Below are 13,984 nucleotides of genomic sequence, written 5' to 3' on the forward strand. Positions count from 1 at the left end.
GGCACGGGTGGAGGTCGCCGCGCTCGGTGCTCGGACCGGTCGGCGCGCGGTCCGGACGGCGCGCGAGCCGGACGGCGCGCGAGCCGGACGGCAGAGTCGGCTCGACGTGTCGGATCGGGCTGTCGCCGTTCGTGGAGAAGGTGGAGGGTGGCCCCGGGGACCACCCACGGCACGAGGAGGAACGTTGGCGACTGGTGGCTTCTCGACGCCACGACTGGCTCGGGTGCGCGAGCTGCTCGAGCACCACGTCGACTCCGGCTTCGTCCCGGGCGCCCTGGCCGTGCTCGCCAGGCACGGTCACGTGCGCGTCGAGGCCGCCGGCACCCTCGCGTTCGAGGGTGCCGGGTCGGCGACGCCGATGGCGCTCGACACGATCTGCCGCCTGGGCTCGATGTCGAAGCCCGTCGTCGCCGCGTGCGTCATGACGCTCGTCGAGGACCGCACGCTGCGCCTCGACGACCCGGTCGACGACCTGCTCCCGGAGCTGGCCGACATGAGCGTGCTCGTGGATCCGGACGGTCCGCTGGAGAGGACGGTCCCGGCGAGGCGCCCGATCCTCGTGCGCGACCTGCTGACCTACACGCTCGGCACCGGCATGGTCCCGGCCGAGCCCGGGACGGTTCCGATCGCCGACGCACTCGGCGCCGTCGGGGAGCAGCCCCCGGACGAGTGGATCCGTCGGCTCGGCGCGTTGCCGCTGGTGCACCAGCCGGGGGAGCGCTGGATGTACGACACCGCTGGCGACGTGACCGGCGTACTCGTCGCTCGCGCGACCGGCCGGTCGTTCGGGGAGGTGCTGCGCGAGCGGATCTGCGAGCCGCTCGGGATGCGCGACACCGGCTTCTGCGTGGACGACGACAGGCTAGGCCGGCTGGCGACGGCGTACGCGCACGACGACGCTGTCGACGGGCTGGTCGTGGAGGACGGACCGGACGGGCGGTGGAGCCGTTCGCCCGTCTTCGAGAGTGGTGGCGGCGGCCTCGTCTCGACCGCCGACGACTTCCTGGCCTTCGCCTCGGCGCTGCTCGCCGGCGGGTCGCACCGCGGCGAGCGGGTGCTCTCACGGCCGTCGGTGACCCTGATGACGACCGACCAGCTCACCCCGGCGCAGAAGGAGTTGTCCGGGTTCTGGCCGGGCTACTTCGACGAGATGGGCTGGGGCTTCGGCATGTCGGTCCGCACCCGTCGTACGCGTCTCGGTCCGTCCGTCGGGAGCTACGGGTGGCCCGGGTTCTACGGGACGGCCTGGTTCAACGACCCCGCGGAGGACCTGACGACGATCCTCATGGTGCAACGCGCGCACGCGGGCGACCAGCGGCTGCCGAGCTCTCAGGACTTCTGGACGGCCGTCTACCAAGCGATCGACGACTGACCAGCGCCGCTGGTCGAGCTGAGGGAGGTGGGTCAGATGACGCCGAGGGCGAGCATCGCGTCGGCCACCTTGATGAACCCGGCGATGTTGGCACCGAGGACATAGTCGCCGGGGGCGCCGTACTCCTCGGCGGTCGCCACGCAGGTGTCGTGGATGCCGGTCATGATCTGCTGCAGCCGGTCCTCGGTGTAGTCGAACGACCAGGCGTCGCGCGAGGCGTTCTGCTGCATCTCGAGCGCGGAGGTCGCGACGCCGCCGGCGTTGGCGGCCTTGCCGGGTCCGAAGAGGACGCCGGCCTCGCGCATGAGGGCGACGGCGTTCGGGGTCGCCGGCATGTTGGCGCCCTCGGCGACGGCGAGCAGGCCGTTGACCACAAGCTGCTTCGCGTCCGACTCGTCGAGCTCGTTCTGGGTGGCGCAGGGGAGGGCGACCTCGGTCGGCACGTCCCAGATGGAGCCGGACGTGACCAGGCGGGCGCCCGGGCGCTGCTCGACGTAGTCGGCGACGCGGCCGCGCTGGACCTCCTTGACCTCACGCAGCAGGGCCAGGTCGACGCCGGCCTCGTCGACGACGTAGCCGGAGGAGTCGGAGAAGGCGACGACGTCGGCGCCGAGCTGCTGCGCCTTGGCGATCGCGTAGGTCGCGACGTTGCCGGAGCCGGAGACAGTGACGCGGCGGCCGTCGAGGTCCTTGCCCTGGGCGCCGAGCATCGACTGCGCGAACATCACCGTGCCGTAGCCGGTGGCCTCGGTGCGCACCAGGGAGCCACCCCACGCGATGCCCTTGCCCGTCAGCACGCCGGACTCGTAGCGGTTGGTGATGCGCTTGTACTGGCCGAAGAGGTAGCCGATCTCGCGGCCGCCGACGCCGATGTCGCCGGCGGGGACGTCGGTGTGCTCACCGAGGTGGCGGTAGAGCTCGGTCATGAAGGACTGGCAGAACCGCATGATCTCGGCGTCGGACCGCCCGCGCGGGTCGAAGTCGGAGCCACCCTTGCCGCCGCCGATCGGCATGCCGGTCAGGGAGTTCTTGAAGATCTGCTCGAAGCCCAGGAACTTCACGATGCCCAGGTAGACCGAGGGGTGGAAGCGCAGGCCGCCCTTGTAGGGGCCGAGGGCGGAGTTGAACTCCACCCGGAAGCCACGGTTGATCTGCATCTGGCCCTGGTCGTCGACCCACGGCACCCGGAAGATCAGCTGGCGCTCGGGCTCGCAGATCCGCTCGATGATCGCCTGGTCGACGTACTCGGGGTGACGCTCGACGACCGGGGCTAGCGAGCCCAGCACCTCCGCCACGGCCTGGTGGAACTCGACCTCGCCGGGGTTCCGGGCGAGGACCGTGTCGAAGTGGGGCTGCAGGGCCGGGCTGATGCTGCTCACACAGCGAGGCTAATGACCTTTGCCCCGGTGCCCACATCGCGGGTACGCCGGGTCGAGGCGCTCAGTCGAGGGGCCCGACGGCCGATGGTCCCGAGGTGAAGACGCGTCCGACCGTCCCCCCTCGTGGGCTTCGACACGCCGCACCCGTGCTGGTCGTCCTGCTCCTCCTCGCGCTCGTGCCGGCGGGCGCGACGGTCGCGACGGCGAGCGGAACCGCCGCCGCGCGCGGTGCCGTCTCCGTTCGGCCGTCGACCTCGGGGGGCGACGCCGAGGCCGCCAGGCCCCGACGGTGCGCGAAGGGCAAGGTCCGCCGGCACGGCAGGTGCGTCTCGAGGAAGAAGGCCACGAGGTGCCCGCACGGCAAGGTGCGCAAGGCCGGTCGGTGCGTCAGGAAGAAGCGGGCCGCCGCGCCGGCGAAGCCCCGGCCGGCCCACTACGCGGTCAACACCGACGACGGCCGTACGCCGGTCCGCTGGGCCGCGTGCACCCCCATCCCCTACTACCTCAACATGGCCGGGGCGCCCGCCGGCTGGGCGGCGACCGTCGCGGCCGTGATGGGGAAGGTGTCGGCCTACACCGGCTACGCGTTCGCCTTCCGGGGCACGACCACCTACGGCGTGGACGACGGGGAGAACTCCATCGTGATCCAGTGGCTCAGCGCCGCCCAGGACCCGAACCTCGCCGGCAGCACCGTCGGCATCGCCTACCGGAGCTGGGGCTCGGCGGGCACGGAGCCCTCCTACTACACCTCGGTCGGCATCGCGATGGACAAGTCGCTGCTCGGCTACGACCCGAAGCGGCGTGCCGGCATGATCCGGGAGGTCCTGCTCCACGAGATGGGCCACGCGATGGGGCTCGACCACGTCGACGACCGGACCCAGGTGATGAACCCCTCGTCGGCGGGTGACCTGCCGGACTACCAGAACGGCGACCGGCTCGGCCTGTCGAAGGTGGGCAGGTCGGCCGCGCCGTGCCGGCCGCTCGACCCGCCGACGTTCGGTCGGGTGAGTGCTCGCCGGCTGTCGTCAGCGGTCGTCGGCTGACGAGCGCCCGCCGGGCTACTGCCGCAGCTCGAGGCGCGCCGGAAGGGTCCGCGCGGAGGCGACGAGCTCGATGGTGACGGCCGCGGAGACCGCCTGCACGGCGAGCAGGCTGATCAGCACGAACGCCTGCGCGACGCCGGCCTGCAACGGGGACGCCCCCGTCAGCAGGACACCGACGAAGGCGCCGGGCAGGGTCACCAGCCCGACCGTCCGGGTCTGGTCGAGCCCCGGGACGAGCGCGAGTCCGGCGGCCGACCTGGCGACGATGCCCACGGCCTGGCGGCGCGTGAGGCCCAACGCCAGCGCGGCGTCGTACTGGCCGTGCTGCGAGGTGAGCTCGTCGGTGGCGCGGCGACCCGCGAGCGTCGCCGCCGACATCGCCCCGCCGACGAGGATGCCCGCGGTCGGGAGGACGGCGATCGGCTTCGCCGGCACCGCGGTGCTGGCCAGGGCCAGGCCGATCGCCGGGACGACGCCCGCGAGGATGGGCGTCGCCATCCACGGCGCGGCTCGTAGCGATCCCGTGACCCGGCGCGCGGACGTGGCCGCGGCGACGGCGATCATCCCGCCGACGAACACGACCGTCCACGCCATCGACTCGATCGCGAACCTGATCACGAGACTGACCGCCGCGAGCTGGACGACGCAGCGGACCGCGGCGGTGAGCGGCGCTCGCCAGTCGCCGAGGGTCGCCAGCCGCGTCACGCTCGCCGCGGTCAGCGCGAAGAACACCAGCAGCGCGGTGAGCGGCCAGCCCAGAGAGACCGCGTTCCCGTGCATGCCGCGACTCTAGGCGCCGTCAGCAACGGCCGAGGGGCACCGCGGCCGCGCCCGCACCGAGCGATCGACGTACGCCGTCGCGCAGGAGGATGTCGTGGCCGCAGACGACGGCGGCCACGTGGTAGCGCCGCGCGATCAGGCGTGCCACGCGTGGGGTCTCGAGGTGCCAGGCGTTGGAGCGGCCGACGTCGAGCAGCCAGGTCGGCGCTCGCGGGCCCGCCAGCAGGTCGGCGAACAGCTGCAGGTGCGGGTCCTCGACGCGCACGGGCAGCGACCAGGAGTACGGGTAGGGCGTCCGCAGCCCGGTCTCCTCGAGCAGGTTCGGCTGGCCCCACAGCACCATCATGGTGTCGCGCGGCCGCGCGGCCGCGGCCACGAACCGGGCCATCGCCGGTGAGGCCAGGTTCACCGGCAGCTGCAGGGCGACGTTGGCGACGGAGGCGAGCACGGTCGCCGCGACGACGGCCCTCGGGATCATGCGTGCGCGCCAGGTGCGCTCGGCCGGGACGAAGGCGAGCGCGACACCGACGGCCGCGAGCGGGACGACGGCGAGCCAGTAGTGGACGTACCAGTTCAGGCTGGCGACGATGACGCTCGCGAGGCAGGCGGCCGCGACGGCGACCGTTCCGCGCAGCAGCCAGGACCTCCGCCGGGTCAGCATGTCGTAGGCGAGGTGTCCGAGCGAGAACCCGAGCCCGCTGACGACCAGGACGCGGACGTAGGTGCCGAACCGGCCCGAGGGAGCATGCGACGTCGAGCTCTCGACGACCCGGACGGAGGCCACCCGGAACGTGTAGAGGGCGTTCGCCAGCATGGCCACGCCTGGTCCCTCCGCCGCCCACGCGAGCGTCGCGGCGAGCGGTACCAGCGCGCCGACGGCGTAGCCGAGGAGGAGCGACCAGTGCCGGCGTGATCTCGCTCCCAGCACGACGACAGCGACGACCATGGCCACGACGGCGCTCTGCTTGCTGAGGAACGCGAGCACGCCCGCGCACCCCGCGAGCCCGGCGAGGGCGACCGCCCGACGACCGGGGGAGTCGTCGTGGGCGCTGATGGCGGCGAGGAGGAGCGCGAACGAGAGCATGACGAACATCGCGCCGACGCCGTCGCTCATCAGCTCGCTGCCGCCGAGCGCGGGGTTCGACCCGAGCGCCGCCGCGCAGAGCGAGGCCGCGAGGGCACCGTCACCGCCGGCCAGCCGTCGGCCGGCGTACCAGGCGCTGGCGACGAGCACACACACCACAGCGATCGCGACCAGGCGCATCGCCACGGGCGAGCTCCCGAGCAGGACCACCGTCTTGAACAGCAGCAGGAGGGCCGGCGGGCGGTCCACCCACTGGTCTCCGTAGAGCCAGTGGCCGGGCCCCGGCCAGTGCTGGGCGATGTAGAGATAGCCGCCCTCGTCGACGCCGAACGGTGCCGCGACGAACGGCAGCCGCAGGCCGGCCGCCAGCAGCAGTCCCGCCGTGAGCGACGACCCGGGACGATCGGCGAGCCACGCCCAGAGGCGCGCCGGCGCGGTCCTCATGCGAGGAGCGTGCGCCAGGTCCCGTGAAGCCCGCATGAAGGCTGACCCGGGCCTTCATGCAGCCTTCACCTGGCGCGAGCATCCTCCCGGTATGACGACCCAGGTGTCGTTGTCCCACGTCGACCGTTGGCGGACGCTCGCGGGCAGCCTCGCGGGCGGGGCCCTGGCGGCGGCGACGGGCAGCGCGGTGGCCTGCCTGGGCTGGGCGGTGTTCGGGCTGGCGTGGGTCGACTGGGTCCTGGTCGGCGTACTCGTCGCCGTCGGGACGCAGGCCGTGGTCGCGGGGGCCCGTCGACGTCGCTGGCTGCGGCGCGTGCTGCTCTGCTTCGTGACGGTGTCCCTGCTGGCGGGCTCCGCGGCAACCGTCCTCTACGCGCTCACCCCAGGCGTGAGCGATGCCGCGCAGCGCGTCGAGCACCAGGCGGCGCTGCGCGGGACGAGCGACCCCGTCGTCCGGCCGCCGGCCAGGGTCGCCGATGCTCTGCTCGCGACCGAGGACAGCCGCTTCTACGTCAACGGCGGGATGGATCTCGTCGGCGCCGGCCATGCCGCCCTGGCGTCGGTGCGCGGCGGGGACTCGGGCGGGGCGACGCTGGAGCAGCAGCTCGCGAAGCTGCTCTACAGCGACGGGCGGGACGGCCTCCTCGACCGGTCCGAGGACGCGATGCTGGCCGTCAAGCTCGACCACCGGTGGTCCAAGGAGGCGATCCTGGAGATGTACCTGGCCGCCGCCTACTTCGGCCATGGCTACTACGGCCTCGACGCTGCCGCGTCCGGCTACTTCGGCACCTCGCCCGAACGCCTGGACTGGCCGCAGGCCGCCCTCCTGGCCGGCACCGTCCAGGCCCCGTCGGCCTACGACCCGATCCGGCACCCTGGCCTGGCCGCCCGTCGGCGCGCGCACGTGCTCGAGCGCCTGGCGGCCACCGGCGTCATCACGCCGGCCCAGGAACGCAGGTTCACGAGGGCGCCGCTCCAGCTCGGCTAGCTGGCCGGCGTACGGGCAGCCGTGCGTGGGCCGTGTTGAAGGGGGTACGGGTACCTGTGCTGCAAGGCGTGTTGGACGCCATCCGATCGGTACCGCCTGCCCTGGCCTACGCGATCATCGCCCTGCTCGTCTTCGGCGAGGCGGCGCTCTTCGTCGGCTTCGTCCTCCCCGGGGAGACGGCCGTCCTGCTCGGCGGCTTCCTGGCCAACCAGGGCCACCTCGACATCGTCACCCTCATCGTGCTCGTAGTGGTCAGCGCGATCGTCGGCGACACCGTCGGCTACGAGGTCGGCAAGCATCTCGGGCCGCGCGTCCTGCAGATCGGCCCGTTGCGCAAGCACCAGTCGCGGATCCACGACGCGCAGGAGATGCTTCGTCGGCGCGGCGGACCGGCCGTCTTCGTCGCGCGTTGGACCGCCTTCTTCCGGGCCGTGATGCCGGGTATCGCCGGCCTCAGCCAGATGCGCTATCGGACGTTCCTCCTCTGGAACGCGGCCGGAGGGATCGCCTGGGGGGTCACCTTCAGCCTGGTCGGCTACTTCGCGGGCGCGTCCTACGAGAAGGTCGCCTCGACGATCGGCAAGGGCACGGCGGTCGTCGTCGCCCTGCTGGTGATCGCCGGGATCGTGGTCTGGCGCGTCCGCCGCAAGCGACGCGAGCGGACCGACGAGGACGGGTACGCGACCGCCCGAGACACCCGAGGCGGCGGAGCTGGGCTGTCGGAGTGAGGCTGTCGGGAGTGAGGCCGTCGGAGTGAGGGCTCGATGCTGCCCGGGTGTGACGACTGCCCGGGAGGCTCGTTGAGAGTGGACGACCCACCTCCCCACCCAGGAGAACTCCGTGACCGACGCCAAGCACCGGGCCGGGCGCTTGCCGGCCTGGCTCCCGAAGACCCCCGTCGACCGGTTCGCCCTGGCCGCCCTGGGCGCCCTCGCCGGCCTCCTCGGCGGCATCGTCCTCGCCCGGGGGCTGTGAGGACCCCCGCGCGGCTCGACGTACGCCGGCCTCGGACTGCTGATCGCGCGGACGGCCGTCATCGGGGCGCCGCTCAGTGGTAGTAGCCCCAGGTGTCGCCGATGTCGCGTTCGACGTCGCCGTTGGTCCGGCTGATCCTGACGTGCCGCTTCCGGTCGGCCCGCCAGGCGGCGACGAGCACCACGAGGACGACGAGGACGACGACTGACCAGAACACCATCGCCTTCTCCTTCCAGGAGGCCTGCCGACCTGGACGGCCGGTGGTGCTCCCAAGACGCTTTGGCGGGAGGAAACGGTTGCCTGCCCTGGACGGGAGGCGTGCCGGTCGAGGCCCGGGTGGCGTGGGTCGCGGGGTGGGAGAATGCGGTCTGGCAGGGCAACCATCGCGCGCTCCCAGCGCGTCTTGGTAGCGATGTCGGCACCGGTCGGCGTCGACCCGAGGGTCGTGATCGCATGGCAGACGAAGCGGAGTTCGACGACTTCGTCGTCGCGCGGTCCCAAGCGCTGATCCGGTCGGCGTACCTGCTGGTGCAGGACGGCGGCCTGGCCGAGGACCTGGTGCAGACGGCGCTGACCAAGGCGTGGTTCGTGTGGAGCCGGATCGAGGATCCGGAGGCCTACGTCCGCCGGATCATGACGACGACCGCGACGTCGTGGTGGCGGCGGCGCTGGGTCCGGGAGACGCCGGCCGAGCTGCCGCTCGCCAACGCACCGGCGGCGGCCGAGATCGAGGATCTGGCCGAGGGGCAGGACGTGTGGAACGCGCTCGGGCGTCTGCCGCGTCGACAGCGCGCCGTCGTCGTCCTCCGCTATGTCGAGGACCGCACGGAGGCGGACACCGCCCACCTGCTCGGATGCTCGATCGGGACGGTCAAGAGCCAGTGCTCCAAGGCGTTGGCCAAGCTCAGGCTGGACTCCTCACTCGGGCCGGTCGTGGACGAGAGGAACCTGCCATGAACGGGCCGGACCTCAGGTTCTTGGCCGAGCGCGCCTCGGCCCTGGACGATCGCACCTTCGAGCGGCTCGACGAGGTCCATGCGCGGATCGCGGCGTCGCGCGAGCGCCGCCGGATCGGTGTGGCCGTCGGTGCGGCCGGACTGGTGGCCGTGCTGGCCGCCGGCGTGGCGATCCTCGACCGCGGCGGGAGGGAGAACTCGCCCGCCCCGGCTCCCAAGCCGACCGAGACGGCCACCGTGGGCGCGGGCGCCGGAGGGGCTCCGGCCCGCGGCACGTGCTGGGCGGTGCCGCCGAAGGCGGCGGTCGAGCCGACCGACTACTTCGACGACTCGCCGGAGGTGCCTTGCTCGCAGCCCCACACCACGGAGACCGTCGCCACGTTCACGCTCGCGGAGGCGACCGAGGAGGAGGCCGACGCGAGGGGCGGCACGTGCTACGACGTCGTCGGTGAATACCTCAACATCGACAACGAGAGCTGGATCCACTGGGCAGCGGCCTGGTACCTGCCGAGCAAGGAGCAGGTCGCCGCCGGAGAGTCCTGGGCACGTTGCGACGCCGTCATCCCGGGGCCGTGGTGGAGCCCCACAGGCGAGCACGCGGCGCCTGCCCGCACGCTGACACGGTCTGCGCTCGATCTCGCGGACGAGCCGCCCGACGACCTCTGGACCTGTCTGGCCGAGCCCCCCACCAGCGAGCAGCCGACGATCCCGTGCGACCGACCGCACGCCTACGAGGCGACGGGCACGCTGGCTGCCCTCGGCGGCATCTCGACGTACCCGAGCGCCGACGTGCTCCGCGCTGAGGCGCAAGAGGACTGCACCCCTGCCGTCCCGAAGCGACTCGCCGGAGCCTCGGTCATCGCCGGCTGGGACCCCGAGGAGGGCTGGCACTCGCCTGTGCTGCACGGCGTGTGCTTCGTCTACCGCGCGAACGGCGAGCTGCTGCCGCCGCGCTGAGCAGCGGCGCGGGAGGCGGGAAGCACGAAGGCCGCCGACCTGGTCCTCTAGTCGGCGGCGTGCCCGCGCGCTGCATCCGCCTCGTCCTGTTGGGTACTTGTGACTAAGTGCACAGTCGTTTGCGTTTAGTCCACGCTTGTGCCCCACCGAGGAGAAGACATGACCAATCCCTCAGACTCAACCGGATCCGGCACCTCACAAGAGCTCAGCACCCGGGGGTCCGCTGGTCCCTCCGAGCTGCAGACCTCCAAGGGCAACACGACGATCGCCGACAGCGTCGTCCAGAAGATCGCCGCCATCTCGGCTCGAGAGATCTCGGGTGTGCATGACCTCGGCGGCGGCACGGCGAGGGCGATCGGCGCCATCCGGGAGCGGATCCCGGGTTCCTCCCAGTCCACCGGCCAGGGTGTCGCGGTGGAGGTCGGTGAGAGGCAGGCCGCGATCGACCTCGACCTCGTGGCCGAGTACGGAGTGTCCATGGTCGAGCTCAGCCGTGCTGTCAGGCGAAACGTGATCTCGGCGGTCGAAGGTATGACCGGACTGGAGGTGACGGAGGTGAATGTCTCCGTCAACGACATCCACCTGCCCGTCGACGACGAGGAAGGTGCCCAGGAGCCTCGGGTCCAGTGACCGACGTCGGCGGCGTATCTGCACAGGGCACCTACGAGGTCGACGTGATCGCGTCGGCAGCGTTGGCGTGTCCGGCGGTGGCCGCGCTGGACCAGGGCGGCACCTGGGCGGTGGCCACCTATCTTCCGGGACGCCGGGTGATCGGTGTCCGGATCGAGGACTCCCGCGTCCTGGTGTCGGTCGTGCTGGCCGCTGGCTACTCCGTGCCGTTGCTGGAGGCACAGGTGCGCAGGGCGCTGGCGGCGTACGCCGGGGGTCGGCAGGTCGACGTACACGTGGCCGACCTCGACACCGGCACGGGTCCCTCGGGAGAGCGGGACAGGCATGTCCCCGCATGGTGAGACCGAGGAGGAGCGTCGCCGCCGGCGACGGGCACTGATCCGCGCCCACCACCCCGACGCGGGTGGGGACGTCGCTGAGTTCATCGAACGCCTCGATCGCTTCGATCGAGGGCTTCCTGTTGGCAACGGCTATCCGGAGATGAGGTTCAGCCGCCGGCGCCGCTGGTGGCAGGGCGCGCTCCCGTCACTTGAGCTTCTCCGACGCTCCCGAGGGCGTCCGAAGCGCACCGTCTGATCCACCGGGCGTGAGTCCGTCACAGCCCGTTTTCCACTGGAGGTTGTCATGCATCCCACCCTGATCGGACTCTTTTGCGGCCTTCTCCTGGGACTCGCCTGGGCGATGGACGGATTCGCTGGCCTCGTCCTCACCGCCGCACTGGGGATCATCGGCTTCGTCGTCGGCAAGGTGATCGCCGGCGAGGTCGACCTCAACCAGTACTTCGGCGGGTCCAACCGCTCACCGCGATGACTGCCGCCAGCTCCGGTGAGTCCCCACCAGGCAGCGGCTCCGTGACTCGCAGCGAGAGCCTCGCACGCTCGCCAGGCGAGCGTGGGGCCTTGAAGGTGGAGGACCGGGTCGTCGAGAAGGTGGCCGGATATGCCGTCACCTTGGTGCCGGACGCCGCTGCCGCGCCGCGGAGGGTGCTCGGCGTCAAGATCGGGGAGGCGCGTCCCGATGCCGCCGCGAGCGTCGACGCGCAGGTCCAAGGTGACATCGCGAGCGTGCATGCTGTCATCGCGGTGCGCTGGCCGAGGTCTGTCCAGAGCGTTGCAGACGAGGCTCGGGAGCGCATCCGTTCGGAGGTCGAGGCGATCACCGGCGTCCGCGTGGACCACGTCGACGTGGAGGTGGTCTCGATGACGCTGCCGTCACCAGAACCGAGAGTGACATGACGGCCACCGGGTGGGTGACTCGACTTCTCTCGGCCCTGCTGGCGCTGGCCCTGCTTCTCGGCTCGCTGCTGGCGGTGGCCGTGATCGCGGCCGCTGCGCTGGGCCGCGAGCAGGCGCTGGTTCCTTACCCCGAGTGGGCCAGGTGGCTGCGCACTCACGATTGGAACGATCGGATCGTGATGGTGGTGCTGGGCGCCCTCGTCGTGGTGGGGCTGCTGCTCCTGCTGCTCGCCTTTCGACGCGGCAAGCCAGCGTCGTTTGCGCTGAACAGTCGCACCGATGGGGTGACCATCACCGCCTCCCGACGCAGCCTGGAGAAGTACCTCGCGGCGGCAGCTGCTCGCACGAACGGCGTCTCCAACGCGAGCGTTTCCTTGAGCCGTCGCTCCGCACGTGTCGATGCTCGGACGGTTGGTCTGTCCGAGTCCGGGACGCGGGACGAGGTGGAGACGGCCGTGACAGGACGGCTGGATGCGCTCGACCTGGAACGCCGCATGCGCACTCAGGTGGCACTCAAGACGAAGGACAAGCGATGAGCGGGCGTGTGCACCTCCTTGACCGGGTCGTGCTGACCTTGCTCGGCCTGCTCCTCCTCGCCGCCGGCGGCCTCGGACTGGCGCTCGGCATGGAGGCCTTCGGGAGGTCACGGGCGAGCGATCAGGTGTTGCCGCAGGAGGTGGTCGACTACCCCGATGGGCGCCAGTGGTTCTGGTGGGCGGTGACCGGGGCGCTCCTCCTGATAGCGGTGCTCGCGCTGCTGTGGCTACTCAGCCAACTGAAGACGGACCGGATGACCCGGTTGGATCTGACGACGAATGCGCGAGACGGTTACACCACGCTCCACGCACGCGCCCTGACCGACGCTGTGGAGAACGAGGCGCTGGGTGTCCGCGGTGTGACCCGCGCGTCAGCGAAGGTGCGTGAACACCGCGAGAGGCATCTGTTCCTCCTGGTGGAACTGGCCGACTCCGCCAACATCGACGGGGTGCGCACCGAGCTCGAGAACGAGGTGGTGGCGCACCTGCGCGAAGGGGTCGGTGACCCACATCTGCCCGTGACCATCGAGCTCCGGCCGAGCGCCAGCAGGACCCGGCAACGCGCACTGGCCTGAGGCTCGGCCGGGGGACCGTGGATGCGTCGTGGCGGTTGGTGTCGCTATCGACACACGGCGCTGGTGGGCAGCTGCGGGTTACTCGCGACGGAAAGACGCACCTTCGGGGCGTCAGACCGCGAGCAGGGTCTCCAGGGCGTCGATCCGCCCGTCGACGACGGTCGCCACGTCGACGCCGCGGACGACTGGCTCGCCGCCGGGCGGCCCGAACCGCCAGGCGAGCGCCGCGCGCTCGGCATCGCCGTACAACGGACCGTCCTCGGCGAAGACGAAGTCAGCCGGCGCCCGCTCCAGCACCGCCCGGGCGCGCTGGTCGACGGCGTCGTGCCCGCTGACGGTGCCCTGTTCGTCGGTGAACCGGACCGTCTCGGTATAGGTCCGCCGGATCGACTCGACGCGCCTCTCGTCGACACGCTCACCGAAGACGTCGTACAGGTTCGCCCGCATGAGGGCGGCCACTCGCTCGTGCATCACGTTCCTCCGTCTGCGTCGCGGTCAGGTCTGGCTCGCGCAGCCATCGCCGGTGCGTCGTCAGCCAGGGTGGTGCTCGTCCAGAGTGTCACGACGCCCGTTGCAACCCGCCGTCGTCGCCACATGATGCTGTGGGAAGCCAAACTGGGACCGTGACTCCCGACGATGTCCTGGCGATCTGTCTCGGCCTACCTGCGGCCGAGGAGACCTACCCGTTCGGTGAGGACGTTGCGGTGATGAAGGTCGGAGGCAAGATGTTCGCTCTGGTGCCGCTCGCCGACGGCCCGAGTTCTGTCAATCTCAAGTGCGAGCCTGGGCGAGCGCTCGAGCTGCGCGAGGCGTACGCCGCCATCAGACCTGGCTACCACCAGAACAAGCGCCACTGGAACACCGTGGACCTCGATGGTTCGGTCGAGGACGACGTCGTCCGCGGCCTGATCCGGGAGTCCTACGACTTGGTTGTCGCAGGGTTGCGGCACGCGGTCCGCGCGCAGCTCGAGCTGGAGTAATCCGCTCTCGCGGCGATACGCACCTGCATTGCGAGCGGATCGCGCCAGAC

At 71.5% G+C, this 13,984-nt stretch carries 19 protein-coding genes; 14 read left to right on the top strand and 5 right to left on the bottom strand.

Features of this window, described 5'->3' with window-relative positions:
- Positions 1-184: 184 nt before the first annotated feature.
- Positions 185-1,372: a serine hydrolase gene (locus tag QDS12_RS06410; protein ID WP_279877828.1), complete on the top strand. Its 1,188-nt coding sequence runs from the start codon at positions 185-187 to the stop codon at positions 1,370-1,372.
- A gap of 32 nt (positions 1,373-1,404) precedes the next feature.
- On the opposite strand, the gene gdhA is transcribed toward QDS12_RS06410, so the two are convergent.
- Positions 1,405-2,742 carry an NADP-specific glutamate dehydrogenase gene (gene gdhA, locus QDS12_RS06415; RefSeq protein ID WP_279878474.1) on the bottom strand — a complete coding sequence of 446 codons (1,338 nt, stop codon included), beginning with the start codon at positions 2,740-2,742 and terminating at the stop codon, positions 1,405-1,407.
- Positions 2,743-2,897: 155 nt separating this feature from the next.
- On the opposite strand from gdhA, the gene QDS12_RS06420 reads away from it, so the two are divergent.
- On the top strand, positions 2,898-3,794 hold the full coding sequence (locus QDS12_RS06420; protein WP_279877830.1) for a matrixin family metalloprotease: 897 nt from the start codon (positions 2,898-2,900) through the stop codon (positions 3,792-3,794).
- A 15-nt stretch (positions 3,795-3,809) separates the two neighbouring features.
- Here the strand turns inward: QDS12_RS06420 and QDS12_RS06425 are convergent, their stop codons facing one another.
- Positions 3,810-4,574 carry an ABC transporter permease gene (locus QDS12_RS06425; protein WP_279877832.1) on the bottom strand — a complete coding sequence of 255 codons (765 nt, stop codon included), beginning with the start codon at positions 4,572-4,574 and terminating at the stop codon, positions 3,810-3,812.
- A gap of 19 nt (positions 4,575-4,593) precedes the next feature.
- Positions 4,594-6,102 (bottom strand): glycosyltransferase family 39 protein, encoded by a 1,509-nt coding sequence (locus QDS12_RS06430; protein WP_279877835.1) that lies wholly within the window; start codon positions 6,100-6,102, stop codon positions 4,594-4,596.
- 91 nt (positions 6,103-6,193) lie between these two features.
- Between QDS12_RS06430 and QDS12_RS06435 the strand changes: the two genes are divergently transcribed.
- The 3 genes from QDS12_RS06435 (at position 6,194) to QDS12_RS06445 (ending at position 8,065) form a co-directional block, all read left to right on the top strand.
- On the top strand, positions 6,194-7,090 hold the full coding sequence (locus tag QDS12_RS06435; RefSeq protein ID WP_279877837.1) for a transglycosylase domain-containing protein: 897 nt from the start codon (positions 6,194-6,196) through the stop codon (positions 7,088-7,090).
- 68 nt (positions 7,091-7,158) lie between these two features.
- Complete coding sequence (locus QDS12_RS06440) at positions 7,159-7,818, top strand: DedA family protein (RefSeq protein ID WP_279877840.1); 660 nt, start codon at positions 7,159-7,161, stop codon at positions 7,816-7,818.
- Positions 7,819-7,930: 112 nt separating this feature from the next.
- Positions 7,931-8,065 (top strand): hypothetical protein, encoded by a 135-nt coding sequence (locus QDS12_RS06445; RefSeq protein ID WP_279877842.1) that lies wholly within the window; start codon positions 7,931-7,933, stop codon positions 8,063-8,065.
- A 73-nt stretch (positions 8,066-8,138) separates the two neighbouring features.
- Here the strand turns inward: QDS12_RS06445 and QDS12_RS06450 are convergent, their stop codons facing one another.
- Positions 8,139-8,285 carry a hypothetical protein gene (locus QDS12_RS06450; protein WP_279877845.1) on the bottom strand — a complete coding sequence of 49 codons (147 nt, stop codon included), beginning with the start codon at positions 8,283-8,285 and terminating at the stop codon, positions 8,139-8,141.
- A 233-nt stretch (positions 8,286-8,518) separates the two neighbouring features.
- Between QDS12_RS06450 and QDS12_RS06455 the strand changes: the two genes are divergently transcribed.
- The 8 genes from QDS12_RS06455 (at position 8,519) to amaP (ending at position 12,954) form a co-directional block, all read left to right on the top strand.
- Positions 8,519-9,022, top strand: coding sequence for a SigE family RNA polymerase sigma factor (locus QDS12_RS06455; RefSeq protein WP_279877847.1), 504 nt, complete (start codon positions 8,519-8,521; stop codon positions 9,020-9,022).
- Positions 9,019-9,978: a septum formation family protein gene (locus QDS12_RS06460; RefSeq protein WP_279877849.1), complete on the top strand. Its 960-nt coding sequence runs from the start codon at positions 9,019-9,021 to the stop codon at positions 9,976-9,978. Before QDS12_RS06455 ends, QDS12_RS06460 begins: the two co-directional genes overlap by 4 nt.
- A 159-nt stretch (positions 9,979-10,137) precedes the next feature.
- Positions 10,138-10,608: an Asp23/Gls24 family envelope stress response protein gene (locus QDS12_RS06465; protein ID WP_279877852.1), complete on the top strand. Its 471-nt coding sequence runs from the start codon at positions 10,138-10,140 to the stop codon at positions 10,606-10,608.
- Positions 10,605-10,949, top strand: a complete 345-nt coding sequence (locus tag QDS12_RS06470; RefSeq protein ID WP_279877854.1) for a hypothetical protein — start codon at positions 10,605-10,607, stop codon at positions 10,947-10,949. The genes QDS12_RS06465 and QDS12_RS06470 overlap by 4 nt, the downstream gene beginning before the upstream one ends.
- Positions 10,950-11,232: 283 nt before the next feature.
- A complete protein-coding gene (locus QDS12_RS06475; RefSeq protein WP_279877856.1) occupies positions 11,233-11,418 on the top strand; it encodes a hypothetical protein in 186 nt (61 codons plus the stop codon).
- Between the two features lie 89 nt (positions 11,419-11,507).
- A complete protein-coding gene (locus QDS12_RS06480; protein ID WP_279877858.1) occupies positions 11,508-11,843 on the top strand; it encodes an Asp23/Gls24 family envelope stress response protein in 336 nt (111 codons plus the stop codon).
- Complete coding sequence (locus QDS12_RS06485) at positions 11,840-12,379, top strand: DUF6286 domain-containing protein (RefSeq protein ID WP_279877860.1); 540 nt, start codon at positions 11,840-11,842, stop codon at positions 12,377-12,379. The genes QDS12_RS06480 and QDS12_RS06485 overlap by 4 nt, the downstream gene beginning before the upstream one ends.
- Entirely contained in the window at positions 12,376-12,954 is a 579-nt protein-coding gene (amaP, locus tag QDS12_RS06490; protein ID WP_279877862.1) for an alkaline shock response membrane anchor protein AmaP, read from the top strand. Before QDS12_RS06485 ends, amaP begins: the two co-directional genes overlap by 4 nt.
- A 111-nt stretch (positions 12,955-13,065) precedes the next feature.
- Here amaP and QDS12_RS06495 read toward each other — a convergent pair whose 3' ends face one another.
- On the bottom strand, positions 13,066-13,425 hold the full coding sequence (locus tag QDS12_RS06495; RefSeq protein WP_279877864.1) for a nuclear transport factor 2 family protein: 360 nt from the start codon (positions 13,423-13,425) through the stop codon (positions 13,066-13,068).
- Positions 13,426-13,577: 152 nt separating this feature from the next.
- Between QDS12_RS06495 and QDS12_RS06500 the strand changes: the two genes are divergently transcribed.
- Complete coding sequence (locus tag QDS12_RS06500; protein WP_279877866.1) at positions 13,578-13,934, top strand: MmcQ/YjbR family DNA-binding protein; 357 nt, start codon at positions 13,578-13,580, stop codon at positions 13,932-13,934.
- The last annotated feature ends 50 nt before the right edge of the window (positions 13,935-13,984 follow it).

Source organism: Nocardioides sp. CER19, assembly GCF_029846275.1.
GTDB lineage: Bacteria > Actinomycetota > Actinomycetes > Propionibacteriales > Nocardioidaceae > Nocardioides.